Annotated in this window: 15 protein-coding genes; 4 read left to right on the top strand and 11 right to left on the bottom strand. The window is 26.7% G+C overall.

The genetic code is table 11. The features are described 5' to 3' along the window. Positions 1-32 precede the first annotated feature (32 nt). From BUB01_RS20195 to BUB01_RS20170, 6 genes are all read right to left on the bottom strand, one after another. The gene (locus BUB01_RS20195) at positions 33-638 is read right to left on the bottom strand and encodes a germination lipoprotein GerS-related protein (protein ID WP_072992732.1); all 606 of its coding nucleotides are present in this window, start codon (positions 636-638) and stop codon (positions 33-35) included. Between the two features lie 191 nt (positions 639-829). Then, positions 830-1198 carry a holo-ACP synthase gene (acpS, locus tag BUB01_RS20190; protein WP_072992728.1) on the bottom strand — a complete coding sequence of 123 codons (369 nt, stop codon included), beginning with the start codon at positions 1196-1198 and terminating at the stop codon, positions 830-832. Between the two features lie 138 nt (positions 1199-1336). Continuing rightward, positions 1337-1666, bottom strand: coding sequence for a DUF6514 family protein (locus BUB01_RS20185; protein ID WP_072992725.1), 330 nt, complete (start codon positions 1664-1666; stop codon positions 1337-1339). 232 nt (positions 1667-1898) lie between these two features. After that, on the bottom strand, positions 1899-3110 hold the full coding sequence (locus BUB01_RS20180) for a hypothetical protein (RefSeq protein WP_072992722.1): 1212 nt from the start codon (positions 3108-3110) through the stop codon (positions 1899-1901). Further along, on the bottom strand, positions 3100-4233 hold the full coding sequence (locus tag BUB01_RS20175) for a DUF58 domain-containing protein (RefSeq protein ID WP_072992719.1): 1134 nt from the start codon (positions 4231-4233) through the stop codon (positions 3100-3102). The genes BUB01_RS20180 and BUB01_RS20175 overlap by 11 nt, the downstream gene beginning before the upstream one ends. Positions 4234-4242: 9 nt before the next feature. Further along, complete coding sequence (locus BUB01_RS20170; RefSeq protein ID WP_072992716.1) at positions 4243-5199, bottom strand: AAA family ATPase; 957 nt, start codon at positions 5197-5199, stop codon at positions 4243-4245. A 500-nt stretch (positions 5200-5699) separates the two neighbouring features. On the opposite strand from BUB01_RS20170, the gene BUB01_RS20165 reads away from it, so the two are divergent. Continuing rightward, positions 5700-8342, top strand: a complete 2643-nt coding sequence (locus tag BUB01_RS20165) for an FAD-dependent oxidoreductase (RefSeq protein WP_072992713.1) — start codon at positions 5700-5702, stop codon at positions 8340-8342. A 44-nt stretch (positions 8343-8386) separates the two neighbouring features. Here BUB01_RS20165 and BUB01_RS20160 read toward each other — a convergent pair whose 3' ends face one another. Further along, a complete protein-coding gene (locus tag BUB01_RS20160) occupies positions 8387-8743 on the bottom strand; it encodes a single-stranded DNA-binding protein (RefSeq protein WP_072992710.1) in 357 nt (118 codons plus the stop codon). Between the two features lie 181 nt (positions 8744-8924). On the opposite strand from BUB01_RS20160, the gene galE reads away from it, so the two are divergent. After that, positions 8925-9905, top strand: a complete 981-nt coding sequence (gene galE / locus BUB01_RS20155) for a UDP-glucose 4-epimerase GalE (protein ID WP_072992707.1) — start codon at positions 8925-8927, stop codon at positions 9903-9905. A gap of 41 nt (positions 9906-9946) precedes the next feature. On the opposite strand, the gene BUB01_RS20150 is transcribed toward galE, so the two are convergent. Then, entirely contained in the window at positions 9947-10783 is an 837-nt protein-coding gene (locus BUB01_RS20150; RefSeq protein ID WP_072992704.1) for a YihY/virulence factor BrkB family protein, read from the bottom strand. Between the two features lie 330 nt (positions 10784-11113). On the opposite strand from BUB01_RS20150, the gene BUB01_RS20145 reads away from it, so the two are divergent. Beyond that, entirely contained in the window at positions 11114-11992 is an 879-nt protein-coding gene (locus BUB01_RS20145; protein WP_072992701.1) for an aldose 1-epimerase family protein, read from the top strand. 76 nt (positions 11993-12068) lie between these two features. Here BUB01_RS20145 and BUB01_RS20140 read toward each other — a convergent pair whose 3' ends face one another. Beyond that, on the bottom strand, positions 12069-14081 hold the full coding sequence (locus tag BUB01_RS20140) for a PAS domain S-box protein (RefSeq protein ID WP_072992698.1): 2013 nt from the start codon (positions 14079-14081) through the stop codon (positions 12069-12071). Positions 14082-14175: 94 nt separating this feature from the next. Next, entirely contained in the window at positions 14176-16536 is a 2361-nt protein-coding gene (locus tag BUB01_RS20135) for a helicase C-terminal domain-containing protein (protein ID WP_072992695.1), read from the bottom strand. 276 nt (positions 16537-16812) lie between these two features. Here BUB01_RS20135 and BUB01_RS20130 point away from each other — a divergent pair, with 276 nt between their 5' ends. Then, entirely contained in the window at positions 16813-17553 is a 741-nt protein-coding gene (locus BUB01_RS20130) for a M15 family metallopeptidase (protein ID WP_159433284.1), read from the top strand. Between the two features lie 535 nt (positions 17554-18088). Here the strand turns inward: BUB01_RS20130 and BUB01_RS20125 are convergent. Further along, entirely contained in the window at positions 18089-18682 is a 594-nt protein-coding gene (locus BUB01_RS20125; RefSeq protein WP_072992692.1) for a DUF1836 domain-containing protein, read from the bottom strand. Positions 18683-18865: the final 183 nt, after the last annotated feature.

Below are 18865 nucleotides of genomic sequence, written 5' to 3'. Positions count from 1 at the left end.
CATATTTATTAACATCATCTTTAGTTTAAGTATTAATCAAAAATCTCCTTCTGTACAGTACCACTTGTACTGAAATTTTTGAAATACACGGTTACTTTATCATCTCCCTTTTTATTGAAAATATTTATTTCTAATGGAACAAGCTTGCTAGCATCAACAAATAAAATCTCTTTACTCATGTTCTCATTTCCATTTAGATTCTCAAACTCTACCACGATACATTTTTTGCCTTCGTGTGTATCATACTTATATTTAGTATTTTCTCCAGGAACTAAAAATTTATTGAGTTCATTCACAAAAGTGTATCTGTAAAAATTATCGTAATCTGGACTTACCTCATAACTTTTATTATCCTTTGGATATCTTATAAATATTTTATCTTCCTTGTATATTTGTTCTTTATCACCAACGTTTAACTTCATACCATATTTTTCATTATAGTATTGCTTTCCCTCTTCCTTAAATTCTGTTCTATAATTTTTGAAAGTGTAACTTACATCTGTAGAATATGATTTCATAGATCTTAACTTATTTAAATCATCCTCTATTGAATGTTTAAACTTAAACTGATAAATAGCTAGTCCACTTACAACAATCACAATAACAGCTAATAATATTAGTAATAGTTTATTTCGCATAAATCCTCCAAATCTAAATAATATACATTACTACTATTATTAAAATCAGTCTAAAATTATTCTAATTTTACTTAATTTTATTTTAATAACATTACGTTTATTCCATAACTGTGATTGATAATATTTTGTACAAATAAAATATTAATTATCTTTATATTTCCTTCACTTGAAATCATGAATAAAAACCTTCTCTAACACTCAATTATACAATAAGCTGTAGCTACAGTATTATTATGTGCTATGGACACTTGTATATTAATAGAACTATTTCCATCAAATATCTGTTTTGCCCCTCCATAAAGAAAAACTATTGGTTTTCCAAGTTCATCCCTAAGTATCTCTATCTCTTTTAACGAAAAACCCCTTAACCCAGTTCCTAAAGCTTTACTTATAGCTTCTTTTCCTGCAAAATTTCCTGCTATAGTTTGAGCTCTTAAATTCCTACTTTTAAAATATTCAACCTCATTTTCTGTAAAATACTTTTGTAGAAACTTCTCATTCTTAATTGCTTTTTCTATTCTATCTATTTCTATAATGTCTGTACCTACTCCAATTATCATAAATAAAACTCCTTAAAAACAAATCTTTTCACTCTGTAGATAAAACCTAATTATAAAATATATACTATTTTATAATATATTCCTAAACTAAAAAAGAAAGTGTACTTACTATAGTTTTCACTTTCTCTTTTTAATTTCTCAATTTATTATAGCCTCTAAATTATTAATCTCAAAATCCTTTACATATTCATCTACATAAACTCCTATTATGTCTACTAAATGTATTGGTGAAATTAAATTATCATATAAAAGCTTTAAAAGGTCTTGTACTTTTTTAATTTGTGGAGATATTAACCTTACAGAATCCCTCTCTATATTAACTAAAAGGTTACCCCTATAATCTAATCTTTCAACTTCTATCCCATATACCTGTATATCTTTATAATTATTTTTTGTAATTCTATACGAATACTTATAATCTACGTCGCCTATTGTATTATTTCTACATAAATCTTCTACTATCATCATAACAAACCCCTTTTTATTTATACCATATATTACTCTTTAAATTTATACTATCACTCATAATAAAAAAAATGTGTAGAATTCTGATAAGTGGAAAATTTTTTTATCCTTATTTAATGACATTAATTTATTTTTTTATCCTTTCAAATTTCCATATTGGAAACTTATATGGAAATTAATGTATTTATAATCAATTTTCTTTGTCGAAGCCTGCTTTATTTTGGTTTATTTTTTGTTAAATTTCTTTTTTTATTTTTTCATAAGCTTTTTCTACATTTTCTACTACCCTTGCATCTATATTATGATTAGAAAATTTAACCTCATTATAAACATTAGCAACTAACTTTAATTCTTCCTTGGAACTTATAGAGTTTTTTCCAACTTTATACATTTGAGTTGCCGTCATAGTTTTATTAAAAATATTTTTTTTATAAAATGCTTTTTCAACCTTATAAAAAATAAATATAACTTTATTTTCATTTTTATAATTTAAAAATTTGTATTGTAAATTTTTAAGTATAGATTTTTTATTTGAAACTTCTAACCTCTCTCTTTCTTCCTCTTCCCCTTCAGTATCATATAACTTTAACCTCTTTTTACCTGTAAACTTCACAATTTTATATATTATAAATATTAAAATTAATATAAACAATATTTTTAATATTGTTGGATCTAAAGATTGTTTAGCAATCTCTTTCTTTTCCTCACTAGTACCAGTAGGTTGTCTTTTTAAGTTATAATTTGGCTTATGTGTTTCACCAAAAATACTAATAAACCAATCATAGATTGACTGTCCTATATATACAATAACATATAATATTTTATCTATAACAAAATTCAATTTAAATAATAGAATACCTATTAACTCAAGTATTACTTCATAAATTCTATCAATCGTTAATATCAACACAATCAAAAAAGCTATAATGTCTTTTTTATAAATATTTTTATCCTTTAGTTTATATTGATATAATCTAGCTCGTCTTAAAAGTATTAATGAGAAAAATATAAATATAAAATAAAACTTACCTAAATGTCTAATCATTTCATTTTCAACAACTAAATATAATATACTACTCAAAAGTAATATATATATTATCTTTTTTATGTTATCTTCAAAATAATTTCTATTTATATATGTGTAGCTGGTTTTTATTAAAAAAGTTATCTGAATCACAGGTACCCCTATATAAATTAAATATTCAGAACTATTAAATATTAGAATTCCAACTATAAACATTAAAATGGGTGAAAATAATATTATATTATTTTTAATATTCTTATCATCTAAAAAAACATAAATCAAAGTCACTAATGCCACCAAAAAAAATATATTTTCATTAGGTTCTAGCTTAATAGTTGCACTTATTATTTGTGAATAGGGTATATATACTCCTAATGCAATAATTATTCCATATAAAAATTTAAATATAATTTTATTGTTCATAATTTTCCTCCCAACTATAGCTTATCTTCTCTATATAAGCTATATTAAGGGCCTGATCTTTAGACAAATCTATTAATTTTATTATATAGCCTCGCTTTGTTAGATTTATAATTATATTCTCTATCTCACTATTAATATACGAAGTCAATATTACATAAACACTATTACTTCTAAAATTTTTAAGTTTTTCTTTTAAATAATCATTAAAACCACAATATGGGAGATTATCTATCCTCGCCCCAAATTCAAGTATTTTATTAGCTTGGCCTTTATTGCATCGTACATTACCTTTAAAATTTCCAGTATAACTTCTTATACTCGCATTTGTCCAAAGTTCCACTGGAATACTTTGTTCGATTGTTTGTAAAGCTAATGAACACATTAAAGAAACACCTTTTTCTACAACCTCCTCATCTATTGAATTCCAAAATATCTCGGAACATTGAACATTCAATATAAATATAGCATCAATATCTGAAGTAAAGTCATATTCCCTAACCATTAGTTTATTAAGTTTAAGCGAAGAATTCCAATGTATATCCTTCATTCTATCATTTGTTGTATAATCTCTTAACCCTTTAGTAATTAAGGTATCCTCATTTATTAGACGCTTAACAAGGTTCGCTCCTAAAAGACTATTACTTGCTATACTGAGTTGTTTTAAGTTTCTTATTTCTGGATAGACTAAAAATTCCTTAAAATCTTCTATGCATTTCTTGTTTTCTTTTATTCCAAAAATATCACCAACTTCTATTGTAATATTTGAGATAATATATGCACCTCTTTTTAAAGCAGTAATATAATATTTTCTTTTCACTCTTTCTCTTCCATTTATTGAAAGGTTTGTTGCGTAATAGTTACAATTTCCTATAGGTTTTCCATCTAAAATTGATTTTATTTTTATAATATTTTTATCAAATTGTTCTTCTATGTGTAAGAATTCTACAGGAATTTTAGAAGCATTCTCTATTTTTAAAGTTACCATTAAACTATCATCCTTAAAAATTGCTCTTTTATCTAATTCTCTTTTTATAGTTATGTTATCTACTGCATTCTCTCTAATTTTATCGCTTGCAAAAACTATAACAAACATAGCTATTAAAGCTATTACTACACTCCACATGATAACTCCTTATTCTAAACTTTCTAAAGGTGTAGTAACTTTATTTAATATTGAATTTATTATATCCTCTTCTGGATTACTTACAGCTTTTAACTTATTTATTTTCACTTGTATCCTATGTGCTAAAACTGCCGTAGCCATAACTTTGACATCCTCTGGTACCACATAATCTCTTCCGTTTATAGCAGCATGAGCTTGACTTGCTTTCATTAAAGCAAGGGTAGCTCTTGGAGAAACTCCATACTCTATTTCATAATTTTTTCTAGTTTCTGAAACTATATCTAAAATATAATTTTTTATTTCATCTTTTACTTCAACATATTTATAATTATTTTGAACATAATCTATTTCTTTGTTACTTATTACCGAATCTAGTATTTCTAATGGGTCATTACTTATATATGTATCCATAATTTTCTTTTCTTCTTGATATTCTGGATATCCCAATGAAATCCTTATAAAAAATCTATCTAATTGCGCTTCTGGTAATGGGAATGTTCCAAATTGCTCAATAGGATTTTGAGTAGCTATAACAAAAAAAGGTTTTTCTAATGCAATAGAATTTCCCTCTACGGTTATTTGTCTTTCTTCCATGCATTCCAGTAAAGCAGATTGTGTTCTAGGTGTAGCTCTATTTATTTCATCAGCTAATATTATATTAGTTACTAATGGCCCTTTTTTAAATTCAAAATCCCCTGACTTTTGATTATAAAAATATATCCCCGTTAAATCTGATGGTAATATATCGGGGGTAAATTGTATTCTTTTAAAATCACAATTTAAAGATTTAGATATACTCTTTGCTAACTTAGTTTTACCTAATCCAGGCATATCCTCTAATAAAACATGTCCCGAACATATTAATGCTACTATAATCTTATCAATTTCTCTTTCTTTTCCTATTATTACTTTAGAAATGTTACTCTGCAACTTACTTCTAAATTCTACAAAGTTTCTTATCTCCATAATTTTAGCCCCTTCCCCATTTATATAATCTTTATAGAATATTTTATTTTCTTATATTATACCATCAATTTAAATTAATGTTATATAATTCCTGTACATAAAAAGAAAAGAAGAGTCTACCCATCAACTCTTCTTTTCTCTCATAAATCTCTATTTTCCATAATTGAAATATGGTTTTGAATACGTTATCAACTATATTTATATTATATCATAGAAATTAAAAACTTCAACCATTTTCCAAATTCAAATAATAATTAACTTTTACTATTATTTTGCTTATTTAAAAAGTTAGAATATAAAACTATATTATTGGTAATTTATAACAACAAATATTATACTTACTAAAAAACATATACCTTAAATAAATTTTTAACAAATTTTATTACTTTATATATTTACTTTTAATATTATTGATGTATAATTAATATTATAACAAATAATAATTATTAATTAATAAAATATTTCATAATTTTTTTATGTTATTAGGAGGGTATTTTACTATGCAATCATTAGAGGTAATAAAAGATATTCATTGGGTTGGAGCTCTAGATTATGGTTTAAGGATTTTTGATATAATTATGTATACTCCTTATGGAACAACCTATAATTCATATGTTGTTAAAGGAAATGAAAAAGTTGCTATTTTTGAAACTGTAAAAGTACAATTTTTTGATGAATATATTTCAAGACTTAACTCATTAGGCGTTGATATAAATAAAATTGATTATATAGTTCTTGATCATACTGAGCCAGATCATGCAGGTTCAGTTGCAAAATTATTAGAACTTTCACCTAAAGCTAAGGTTGTTGGTTCTGCATCAGCTATAAGATTTATGAAAGAAATAGCTAATAAAGATTTTGATTCAATAATAGTAAATGATAATGATACTTTAAGCCTAGGTAATAAAACTTTAAGATTTATTTCAGCTCCAATGTTGCATTGGCCTGATTCAATGTACACTTATGTAGAAGAAGATAAAACATTAATAACTTGTGATTCTTTTGGTAGTCATTATTGCTTTGAAGGAGTTTTTGATGACCTAATTCCAAATGAAAAAGAATACATGGAGGCTTTAAGATATTATTTTGATTGTATTATGGGCCCTTTTAAACCTTATGTTTTAAAAGCCTTGGATAAAATTAAAGATTTAGAAATTAAAACTATTTGTCCTGGTCATGGTCCCGTTTTAAGAAGTAATCCACATAAGATAGTTAACCTTTATAAAGAATGGAGTACTCCAATTAGTCCTGAAATTAATGGTGATAAAAAAGTTACCATCTCTTATGTCTCAGCTTATGGCTATACCGAAGAATTAGCAAATACCATAGCTAACGGAATTAAATCAGTGGGTAACTTTGAAGTTAAACTATATAATGTAATTCACAATGACGTAAATAATATACTAAAGGATATAGGTGAATCAGATGGTATTTTATTTGGCTCACCAACTATAGTTGGTGAATTATTAGAACCAATTAGAGATTTAATGTCTAAGCTAAATCCAATTGTTCACGGTGGAAAAATAGCTGCTGGCTTCGGCTCTTTTGGTTGGAGTGGTGAAGCTGTTCCTAGAATTGAAACTAGACTTCAAGAATTAAAAATGAAACTTTATGGTCCTGGATTAAAAATAAATTTTAAACCTTCTGAAGATGATTTAAAAGCAGCCTTTAATTTTGGTATAGGCTTTGCTGAAACAGTTTTAGGAAAAAAATCAGCTTCTTATAATCCAAATTCTAAAACCAATATAGAAGAAATTAAAGGTGGAGATGGTGAAATTAAACTTTGGAAATGTTTAATTTGTGGTGAAATTTTTGAAGGTGAAGTTGTACCAGAAATTTGCCCCGTATGTGGCGCTACAAGTGAACAATTTATACAAGTTGAAAATGAAGTTACAGAACAAGTACCTACTGATGAAACTTTTGTCATTATAGGCAATGGTGCTGCTGGCTTCTATGCTGCTAAGACAATTAGAGAAAGAAACCCAAAATGTTCTATAAAGCTTATTTCAAAAGAAAAAGTACCTTCTTACTTTAGACCTCAATTATCTGATTTATTGAGCGAAAAAATGAATGAAACCAAATTTTATATAGTTTCTAATGAATGGTATCATAAAAATAGAATAGAGCAACTACTTGGTGTAGAAGTTAAATCTATAAATAAAGACAATAAAATTATTTTATTAGGAGATGGTACTTCTATTAACTACGACAAACTAATATTAGCTAACGGTAGTTACAACTTTATACCACCTTTAAAAGTAACAAGTAATGAAACTGAACTAATGACTTTAAGCTCATTTAATTATAAATCTATAAACGGTTTATTTACTATTAAAGATTTAAATGATGTAAATGAAGTTAATTCATTTGCTGAAAATAATAAAGATATAGTTGTTATAGGTGGTGGACTTCTAGGCCTTGAAGCTGCATGGGAACTTAAGCAAAAAGGTAATAATGTTAAAGTTATAGAATTCTTACCTAGATTGTTACCTCGTCAGCTTGATATAGAAGGTTCTGAAATATTTAACAATATAATTTCTTCATCTGGAGTTAAAATTCTTACAAGTAAAAGCTGTAGTGAAATTATAGTTAAAAATAATTCTGTGAAAGCTATTAAACTTGAAAGTGGCGAAATTATAGATTGTTCTATAGTTTTATTCTCAGTAGGTGTTAGAAGTAATACTAAGTTAGCATTAGATAATGGAATAGAATGTAATAAAGGTATTAAAGTAAACGAAAAGATGGAAACAAATATTACTGATATATATGCTTGCGGTGATGTAGCTGAACTTAACGATATAGTTTATGGAAACTGGCCTGCTGCAGTTGAAATGGGTAAAGTTGCCGGCGCTAATGCTACTATGGCTTCTAAGAACTTTAAAAATTTTGTTTCATCTTTAGTCTTCAACGCTTTAGGTGCAGATGTATTCTCTGCTGGAACTTTAGACTATAACGATGAATCTTTAGAAGAAATAACTTCTAAAGATATTAAAAATAAACAGTACAAAAAATTATTCTTTAAAGATAACACATTAATAGGTGGAATATTAATAGGTGATTTATCTAATGCGGGTAAAATAATTGCTGCATTAGACAAAAAATATTCTAAATCACAATGTCTAGCTTCAAATATTCTGGCATAAATATATAGCTGGCTTTAAATAATTAAAGCCAGCTTAATTTATATCTATTCTACTTTAACTTCTCCATCTTGGTGTACATTTCTCTTATTTCCTACAAATCTAAAATCCTCAGCAACTACTTGAGCTATGTACTTCTTTTCCCCCAGCTTATCTTCGTAGCTACCAGTCATAAGTCTTCCACTTAAGCTTATTAAATCACCCTTATGAAGATATTTACATACAACCTCTGCCTTCCTACCCCATATAGTTACAGGTATAAGGTCAGACTTTCTTTCTCCGTCACTTGATTTGAAACTTCTTTCAACTGCAATTATAAACTTTGAGTATACCTTGTCACTATCATCTAATACTTTTAGTTCAGGGTCTCTTATAAGTTTTCCAAGTAAAACAATTTTATTCATAATTAATACCTCCTGAAATTACTCATTGTTAATTCTAACCACATTTTTCTATATTATTCATTTTATTTAAAATTATCTTGTAAATAAAATTCTTATTTCTTATTAATTTACAAACTATATAGTCTATATTAATGAAAAGGTTTATAATGTACTTGTATATTTATTTTATGGAGGTAATTTTATGGCAATTTTAGTTTGTGGCGGTGCTGGATATATAGGTAGCCACATGGTAGCAGAACTTTTAGAAAATAACGAAGAAGTAGTTATTTTGGACAACTTTGAAAAGGGCCACAAAGATGCAATTCTTGGCGGAAAAGTTTACAATGGAGATTTAAGGGATAGAGCTATTTTAGATAAAGTATTCACCGAAAATAAAATAGATGCAGTTATAGATTTTGCTGCTTATTCTTTGGTTGGTGAAAGTATGAGTAACCCACTAAAATACTTTAATAATAACGTATCTGGAACAATAAGTCTTCTTGAAGCAATGAAAGATCATAATGTTAAATACATAGTATTCTCTTCTACAGCCGCAACTTATGGAGAACCTGATAATATTCCTATTTTAGAAGAGGATAAAAATTTACCAACTAACGCCTACGGAGAATCGAAACTTTTAGTCGAAAAAATTCTTAAATGGTGTGACGAATGTTACGGCATTAAGTATACTGCTTTAAGATACTTTAATGCAGCTGGTGCTCATACAAATGGTAAAATAGGCGAAGATCATTCACCTGAAACTCACTTAATCCCTCTTATTCTTCAAGTTGCTCTTGGAAAAAGAGATAAGATAATGATGTTTGGAGATGATTATGATACTAAAGATGGTACTTGTGTAAGAGATTATATTCACGTATCTGATTTGGCCTCTGCACACTCTCTAGCCCTAAAAAGATTAAGAAATGGTGGAGAAAGTAGAATCTATAACCTAGGAAATGGTACTGGGTTTACTGTTAAAGAAGTTGTTGATGTAGCAAGAAAAGTTACAAATCATCCAATCCCTGCTGAAGTAGCACCAAGAAGAGCTGGTGATCCTGCTGTACTTATAGCTTCTTCTGAAAAAGCTATAGCTGAACTTGGCTGGAAACCTAAATTTGACTCTTTAGAAACAATAATAAAAACTGCTTGGAATTGGCATAGCAATCATCCAAATGGTTATTAAAAATAAGAAATAAAAAATTAATGACTTCTTTTTAGAAGTCATTAATTTTTATTAGCTAAAACTGCATTTATTTCTCCACCAACTATTAGTATTAAAGAAGTTATAAATATCCAAGTCATTAATACTACAACAGCCCCAAGGCTTCCATATAATCTTGAATAATTACTAAAATTATTTACATAAAAAGCAAATGCATATGAACTTATTATCCAACCTATTGTTGTGGTTATTGCTCCCGGCAAGACCTTACGCCATCCAAGTCTTTTACTAGGAGTATAGTTATATAGAGCAACAAACGTGATTACCATCATAGATATTATTATTATTATTCTTAACACATTCCAAATAAAGTGTATAGCTAAATCAAAATGAAATGTATTTAATAAGTACTGACCTATTAAATCTCCAAAAACTAATAAAAATAAAGTTAAAATAATAAGTATTGCTAATATAAAAGTACATATTATTGAAATAATTCTTATCTTTATAAAGGAACGTTTATCTTTAACCGAATATGCCTTATTTAATCCGTTTATAACAGCACTAAATCCTGATGCGGCAGTCCATATAGATAATCCTATACTAAACCATAATAAACCACTTCTTTGAACATCAACCACTTCTACTACAATTTCTTTAATTAAATAATAAGATGAGTGCGGTATTACTGGTTTCAATAGCTCAAGTACAGAGTTACTATCTAAACTACTAAAACCTATTAATGTTAATAAAAAAATTAGAAATGGGAAGAAAGCAAGTATTAAATTGTACGATAATTGAGCTGCCAAAGCAAAAATATCATCCTCTAAAATCTTTGTATATAGAGTCTTAGATAACTTTATATACTTTTTAATCTTAATTAAAGTTAATTTTTTCATTTGTCCTCCTCTTTTATTTTTATTACTTTTTAATTATACATGTTGCATTTCAAAATTTACATTTATATTAATACAATTTCTAAACATAAAGTAATACTAAATTTAATTTGTAAAAAGCATATTAAACCATATATTAAATGAATACTATATAAACACTCTAAATAGTATTTATATTTTCAATAAAAATAACACCAGTAAATTTTGTAATATAAGTTTTTGTAATGGTATAATTGATTTATAAGGAAATTTCTATTACTATTTTATTAGAAATACCCTTAAAATTAAATACATTTTTATTTATATATTCTCATTTATGAAAGGATGGTCAATATGAATTATATTTTACAAAATGAATTATTAAAATTAGAAGTTTGTGATGCTGGTGCAGAGCTTCATAGCATACAAGGAAAACAAACTAATACCGAATTTTTATGGAATGGTAATGCAGAATATTGGAAATATCACTCTCCAATTCTGTTTCCTATAGTAGGCAAAGTTCTTAATAATAAATATACCGTTAACGGAACAACTTATGAATTACCTCAACATGGTCTTGCTAGAATTTCCAATTTTGAAAAAATAGCTGAAACAGAATCTAGTATAAGTTTCAGACTTAATTATTCTAAAGACACTTTAAAGGTTTATCCTTTTAAATTTTCTCTTGAAATAACATACACTCTTCAAAATTCTACTGTCAATATTGAATATAAGGTTATAAATATAGATGATAAAGAAATTTATTTCTCAATAGGTGCTCATCCAGCATTTATGTGTCCTATTTTAGAAAATGAAAACTTTGAAGATTATTATTTTGAATTTGAAAAGAAAGAAACTAAATCTATAATGGAATTATCACCTTTAGGTTACTTCACTCATAATGAAATTCCATACTTAAATAATGAGAATATAATTCCTTTAACTTCAGAAGTTTTTAAAAATGATGCTTTAGTTTTTTATGATTTAAATTCTCGTATAATAAATTTAAAATCTAAAAATCATAATAAATATGTAGAATTCAATTTTAAGAATTTTCCTCATTTAGGACTTTGGTCTAAACCAACAGGAGCTCCTTTTGTATGTATAGAACCTTGGTTTGGTCATGCTGATTTTGTGGATTTTAATGCTGATTTCAAAGAAAAAGCAGGTATAATAAAATTAAATATTAATAAAAGCTTTAAATGTGATTACAATGTAACAATACATGAATAAAAAATAAAGTACTTCAATTGTAAGTTTACTTTATAAATAATTAACTCCCATAAATCATAAATTTATGGGAGTATTTCTAAAAATAAATATCTGAAAACTCTATATTTATTTTTTCCACATTATCTTGTATTCTATAATCCGCTTGAAATATATCATTTTCCCGATTTTCCAACCTAACTATTGGTAGTTCTATAATAAATTCGCTTCCCTTATTTTCCTCACTTTTAATACTTACCTTACCATTATGCATTTCTACCAATGATTTAACAAGTGATAAACCTATACCACTACCTTCATTCCTTCTAGTAAGTGACTTATCAAGTTGCACAAATCTTTCAAATATTACGGCTTGTTTTTCTTTTGGTATACCTATTCCAGTATCCTTAACTGATATTAATACATTACCATTCCTTATACTCATAGTTACAAATAAGCTTCCTCCTGACTTTGTAAACTTAACAGCATTAGATATAAGATTTAATATTATTCTCTCTATCTTATCAGGGTCACAAGCTATTACCATTTCTTCAATTTCGGTATCGAATATAAGATCAATCCCTTTATTTGATATATATTCTGCTACCGATTGTGTAATATTCTCTACTACACTTACTATATCTGCATTTACTAGGTTTATACTAAAGTATCCAGAATCTATTTTTGTTACATCTATTAAATTATTAATAAGCCTTACTAGCCTAAAGCAATTTTGTTTCATAGTATTAATATGTCTCTTATATTTTTCAATATTCTCACCCAAATCATCAAAAGTTTCAATATTACTATTAATAAGCTGCAATGCACTAAATATAACATTAACAGGAGTTCTTAATTCATGTGATATATTAGCAAAAAATTCTGTTCTCATTTTTTCATATTCAGAAATTTCTTTTAGCATTCTTATTTTTTCACCCATATCCCGTTCTAAACTTTCTGCTTTTTTTCTATCACTTATATCTCTCGCAACTATAAGATAAGTTTTCTCGCCTTCTTCATAACCATATTTTGTTACTATTGTTTCTAAGTCTAGAACCTTATTATCTTTTCTTCTTATGAATTTTCCTTCCTTAAGCGGCATATAGCCATTCTTCTCCACAAACTTTATATCTTTATAATGTTCTTCGGCAAAGTCTTCATGTGGCTCTACTATATGTCTATACCCCTTATCTTTTACTTCTAATAAATCTTTAGCGCCTAAATAATCTAATCCTACTTTGTTTGCAAAAGTTAAACGCGCCCCGCTCCATATATACACTCCATAAGGAAGAGTTTCTATAAGAAGTTTATACGAATCTTCTCTTTTTTTAGCCAATACTTCATTTGCCTTTCTTTCAGAGATATCTCTAGATATTGCTAATATATATTTTTCCTCTTCTAGTATCAATAGCATACTGTTTATTTCAACATCTATAAATTTTCCATTCTTAGTTTTTTCTATACTCTCATAAATTACGTTATTTCTTTCATTAAGCATCTTTATTAGCTTTTTAACCTTTTCTTGATTTAATGAAAGATTAGTATCATAAACTGTCAAGTTATAAAACTCATCTCTTTTATATCCACTTCGCTTACAAGCAACATCATTAACCTCAATATACTTTGAAGGTAGTCCATCTACTTCTATTTTATTTAAATAAATAGCATCATTTACATTATTAAATAATTTTCTAAAATAATCTTCGCTTTTCTTTAATTTTTTATCAATACTCTTACTTTTTGTTATATCCTTTATGAACCATATATCATATTTTTGTCCTTCTAAATTCATATATGTCATTTTGATTTCAACGTCTATAATTTCTCCATTAGGTTTCATCAATTGTTCTTTTAAAATTTCTACTTCTCCCTCTTCCTCATGACTCTCTTTTATTTTTTCTTTTAAAATTTCACGATAATAGGGATGTATAAAACTTAGAATATTCCTGCCAACAATATTATCACTTTTTTTAATTCCGAACATATTAATAGTATTATTATTTAGATAAATACTTTTAAAATCTTCATGTATTATAATTGAATCCATACTATTTTCAAATAGTATTCTATATCTTTCTTCTATTCTTTTTTCCCCTTTTATTAAATTACCCATGATAGCCCCCTAAACGTAAAATAAAAAGCATATAATATTATATAATTACATACTTTTTATTATATCCTTTTTTTTGAATTATTTCTATAAAATACTACACATTTTTCCAAAATTCTTTTAAAACGATATTTAGGTGTTCCTTATTCTTTATAAGCTTAATATGGTTCCAATTTTGTGGCATAATATTAAAATACTTTTTAGTATAAAATCTATTATCTATTAATAATATTGCTCCTTTATCCTCCATTGTTCTTATAACCCTGCCTGCCGCCTGTAAAACTTTCGTCATTCCAGGATAAGTATAAGAATAATCATAACCACTTAAATCCTTGTCATCATAATACTTTTTAATAAGGTCTCTTTCTAAACATATCTGTGGCAATGCAACTCCTACTATTATAGCTCCTATAAGTTTCTCCCTTATAAGATCTATTCCCTCTGAAAATACACCTCCCATTACACAAAATGCTATTTTAGTATTTACATTATTCTCATCAAATTCTTTTAAAAATTCTTCACGTTCATCTTCATTCATAGATTCTTTTTGTATAATTATATCTATATCTACATACTCACCCCTAAATCCATCATATATAGATTTCATATATGCATAAGAGGGAAAAAACACCATATAATTTCCTTTTCTATTTTTGATAAACTCATATATATATTCCTTTATTATACTTTTAGTTTTATCCCTTAATACAAATTTAGTAGCTATAGGAGCTAAACTTACACTTAAATTTTCTTGAGGGAATGGACTTTGTAAAGTTAAACTATATAACGTTTCCTTTCTTCCTAACATATCCATATAATAATTTTTAGGAGTTAAGGTCGCTGAAAACATAGCTATAGCTCTCGCATTTTTGTATAGTTTTTCTAACTGATTTCTAGGCTCTATACAAAATAATTTAACTATAAAATCTCCATTTTCAAAAGTAAAATATGTATAATATCCTTCATCATATATTTCAAAAATATTTATAAAATTATTTATATCAAAATATAATTCTAGGATACAATCATAATCTTCCGTTCCTTTATTTTTAACTAAATATTCATCAGCTTCTCTTAAAAAATTTCTTAAAAGGGGTATTATATCTGTAGGTGATTCTTTAATAATTAAACTATTCCCACCAGTACCTTGAACTTCCCCTTTATAATCATTAAAAAATCTATTTATACTATTTAAATATTTATATAATAGCTTTGATTTTGCTTTAACAATACCTCTTACTTTTAAAATTTTATTTTTCGATAAACTAGAAGAATACATCTCTCTAGCCCTATCCACTAAATTATGGCTTTCATCCACTAAAAATACATAATTCTCTTTCACAGTTTCCTGAAAAAACCTTTTAAGATTTACCCTTGGATCGAAAGCATAATTATAATCACAAATAACAGCATCACAAAACAAACTAATATCCAATGATAATTCAAAAGGACACACCCTATACATTTGCGCATATTGCTCTATAACCTCTCTAGAAAAGGTATCCTCCTTCTTAATCATTTCATATACTACATCATTTATCCTGTCATAATATCCCTTAGCATATTCACATTCTTCAGCATTACAACTCTTTTCGTTATTAAAGCAGATTTTATCCTTAGCAGTTAAGCTTATGCTTTTAATTTTAAGACCATTAGCTTTCATTTTAATAAAAGCTTCCTCTGCAACAGTCCTTGTTATAGTTTTTGATGTTAAATAAAAAATACAATCAGTTAACCCTTCTCCAATTGATTTAATAGCTGGAAATGTTGTTGATATTGTTTTTCCTATACCTGTAGGTGCTTCTGCATATATTATTCCCTCATTTTTTATAGTGTTATAAACAGCTACAGCTAGATCCCTTTGTCTATGCCTATAACTTTTGTACGGAAACTCTAAAACTTTTATTGACTCATTTCTTTTATCTACCCAGTCTGATTTATAACTAGCCCATTTTTCATACTGCTTAACTACATACATCACAAATTCTTGTAACTCTTCTAAATTGTATTCACGTCTGAAGCTTTTAACTTCTTCTGTACTTAGCTGAAAATAGCTAAGTTGAATTTTTATATCTCTAATATTATTTTCTATACAGTACATATAAGCATAAAACTTCACTTGAGCCAAATGTAGTTCATTATAATTTTCATCTATCAAATCTAATTTAGAATTAGTACTTTTTATCTCTTCAACTATATAAAAGTCTCCTTCTCTAAATATCCCATCAGCTCTTCCATCTATAATTAAATTTAACTTCCCATAACTTAGCTCACATTTTAAATAAACTTCCTTTCTATAATCATCAAAGGATTGTTCATTAGCTTTTTGTAACTTTTGATGTGCCTTAGTTCCTAATACCGCTCTATTAGCACCCCTATACTCGCTATCTATATCACCACTTCTAAGAATAAACTCTATTAAGTTTCTGACTGATATCTTAATAATTTCATTTACCATTTTTACCTCTTAAAGTTTGATTTTTTTTCGAACTATTCGATATAATAAGTATAAGACATTTAAAATGAAACTTCTACTTATGCTCATTCGTAGAAATACTTTTACAAAATAACTTCCATTAAAGGAACCTTCTATTCTTTAGCATTCAAGGAGTACTTTTAAATAACTAAATCAACGGTTTAGGTTTTGACTTAAAATAAATCATTTAAAATGTCTATTAATTTCAAATACCCAGATCTTAGATTTGGTTTTTACTTAAGAAGGAGGTAATTTATTTTGAAAAGACTTACTAAACCTCTTTATTTTATTGCTATTATTTTAATTATAGCCTCTGGATTAGTATTAGGAGCTCTTATTTCTATAATATTTTCTAATTCTGCACCTAATCAAAGTAAATTAGATATAGCTAAATTTGACATAAAAGATCACGAAAGCTTATATGTTAAGATTCCTACTTCAAAATCTGGTTTAGTTTATGTTATTGATGTAGATCCATCTATAATAAAAGAATTAAGATATGCGACCACTGATAATTTTACTCATACAAAAATCTATCCATTTTCCGCATGTCTTCTTCAAAAAAATACGGCAAAAAAACTAAAAGAAGCAAATGCAGAATTTAAAACTCTAGGTTATACTATAAAAATTTGGGATGCTTATAGACCTTATGATGTTCAAAAATATCTTTGGAGCTTTGTAAGTGATTCACGTTTTATAGCAAATCCTAATGCTGCTGGTTCTAGACATAATAGAGGTGCTGCTGTTGATATAACATTAGTTGATAATAATAATAATAACTTAATTATGCCTACTGGTTTTGATGCCTTCACAGAAAAAGCTTATAGAAATGCACCTATGAGTGATGAAGCAAGAAAAAATGTGGACTTATTAACTAGTATTATGAAAAAACATGGTTTTAATACTATAGAAACTGAATGGTGGCATTATGATGATACTGATGCTGATTCTTATCCTATATTGAATATTACATTTGAGGAACTTGAAAATTTAAGATAGTAATTATACACTTTATCAACATATCCACAGATTTTATCCACATTTATTCACACTTATCCACATATACACCGTATATTGCATTAACTTTTAATGATATTTTGTGCAATTTTTATAAGTGTTACTACTATTTGTTTATTAAATTATGATTAATGTTCTCTCTACTTAAATACCATCTAATAATTATAACAAAGCGAAATTAACCTTGGAATATATTTAGAATTACATTCCAAGGTTAATTTCGTTTTATATTATACTATTACAAATAATTTATTACTTATAAGTAATAATCCAAATTTTTAATTTGGTTATTCGAACTTAAGTGAAATTCTAAATCTTTGATTTAGTTAATTGAACTTACTCATTCGAATGAACATGAGAAGGAGTTTCCTTTAAGTAAGAATCCAAATCTTAGATTTGGTTATTCGAACTTACTCATTCGAATGTACATGAGAAGGAGTTTCCTTTAAGTATCCAAATTTTAATTTGGCTAATACAACTTACTTTGTAACAATACTCCTATGAAGAGTTTCATTTATTATTCTGAATGATACTCATTTACCAACTTTTGAACTAATTTTTTAATAACACTAGCTTGTGCTATTAAAGCCATAACTATAAGAAATAATCTTATTTTCTCTTCATCATCTTCTTTTAAATCTGAATTTTTAATTAATTTTTCAAGTTTATCCTCATTTAAAATAGGTGCTGTTAAAAATTCATTGAAACTTTCCATTTGTATCTCAGAAAATACTTTATAAGCATCTTCCCAAGATATTATATCATCATCTCTATCATTAATTTCATTAAATGCTAGTGCAAAAACCTTTTTTATTTCTTCTGTTGTAAGTATGGGTCTCATATGACTTAATAACACCAATTGCGCTAAATGAACTTTTGTATAACCTCGCTTCTTACCATCCTCTGGTTTAGATATTACTTCACTTTTAATATAATTCTGAACAATATTATTTGTATATTTATCCTCTGTAAATTTATCATTTAAATAATCTATTACTTGAGACAAAAACAAATCATATTTTGGAAGATCATCATATGAAACCATATTGTTTTTTGACATTTCTTCTGCTAGTCTCATAACATAACTAGAATCAATTTTTTTTCCTTCCATTTGACTACACCTCAATTTTTTTAGTATTTATTAATTCAATTATATAGTATGCATAAACATATTACAAGTTACTTTCTAATGCATTGTATTAAAATTTATTACTTTTCTTTATAATTATTCACACTTATGCACAATTTAATAACATTAATTGTGCATAAAGTTGTCCTTATTCCAAAATTTATT

The organism is Clostridium cavendishii DSM 21758 (assembly GCF_900141845.1).
GTDB classification, from domain to species: domain Bacteria; phylum Bacillota; class Clostridia; order Clostridiales; family Clostridiaceae; genus Clostridium_AG; species Clostridium_AG cavendishii.
The sequence above is the reverse complement of the archived record's forward strand: the minus strand, read 5'-3'. Positions and strand labels throughout refer to the sequence as shown.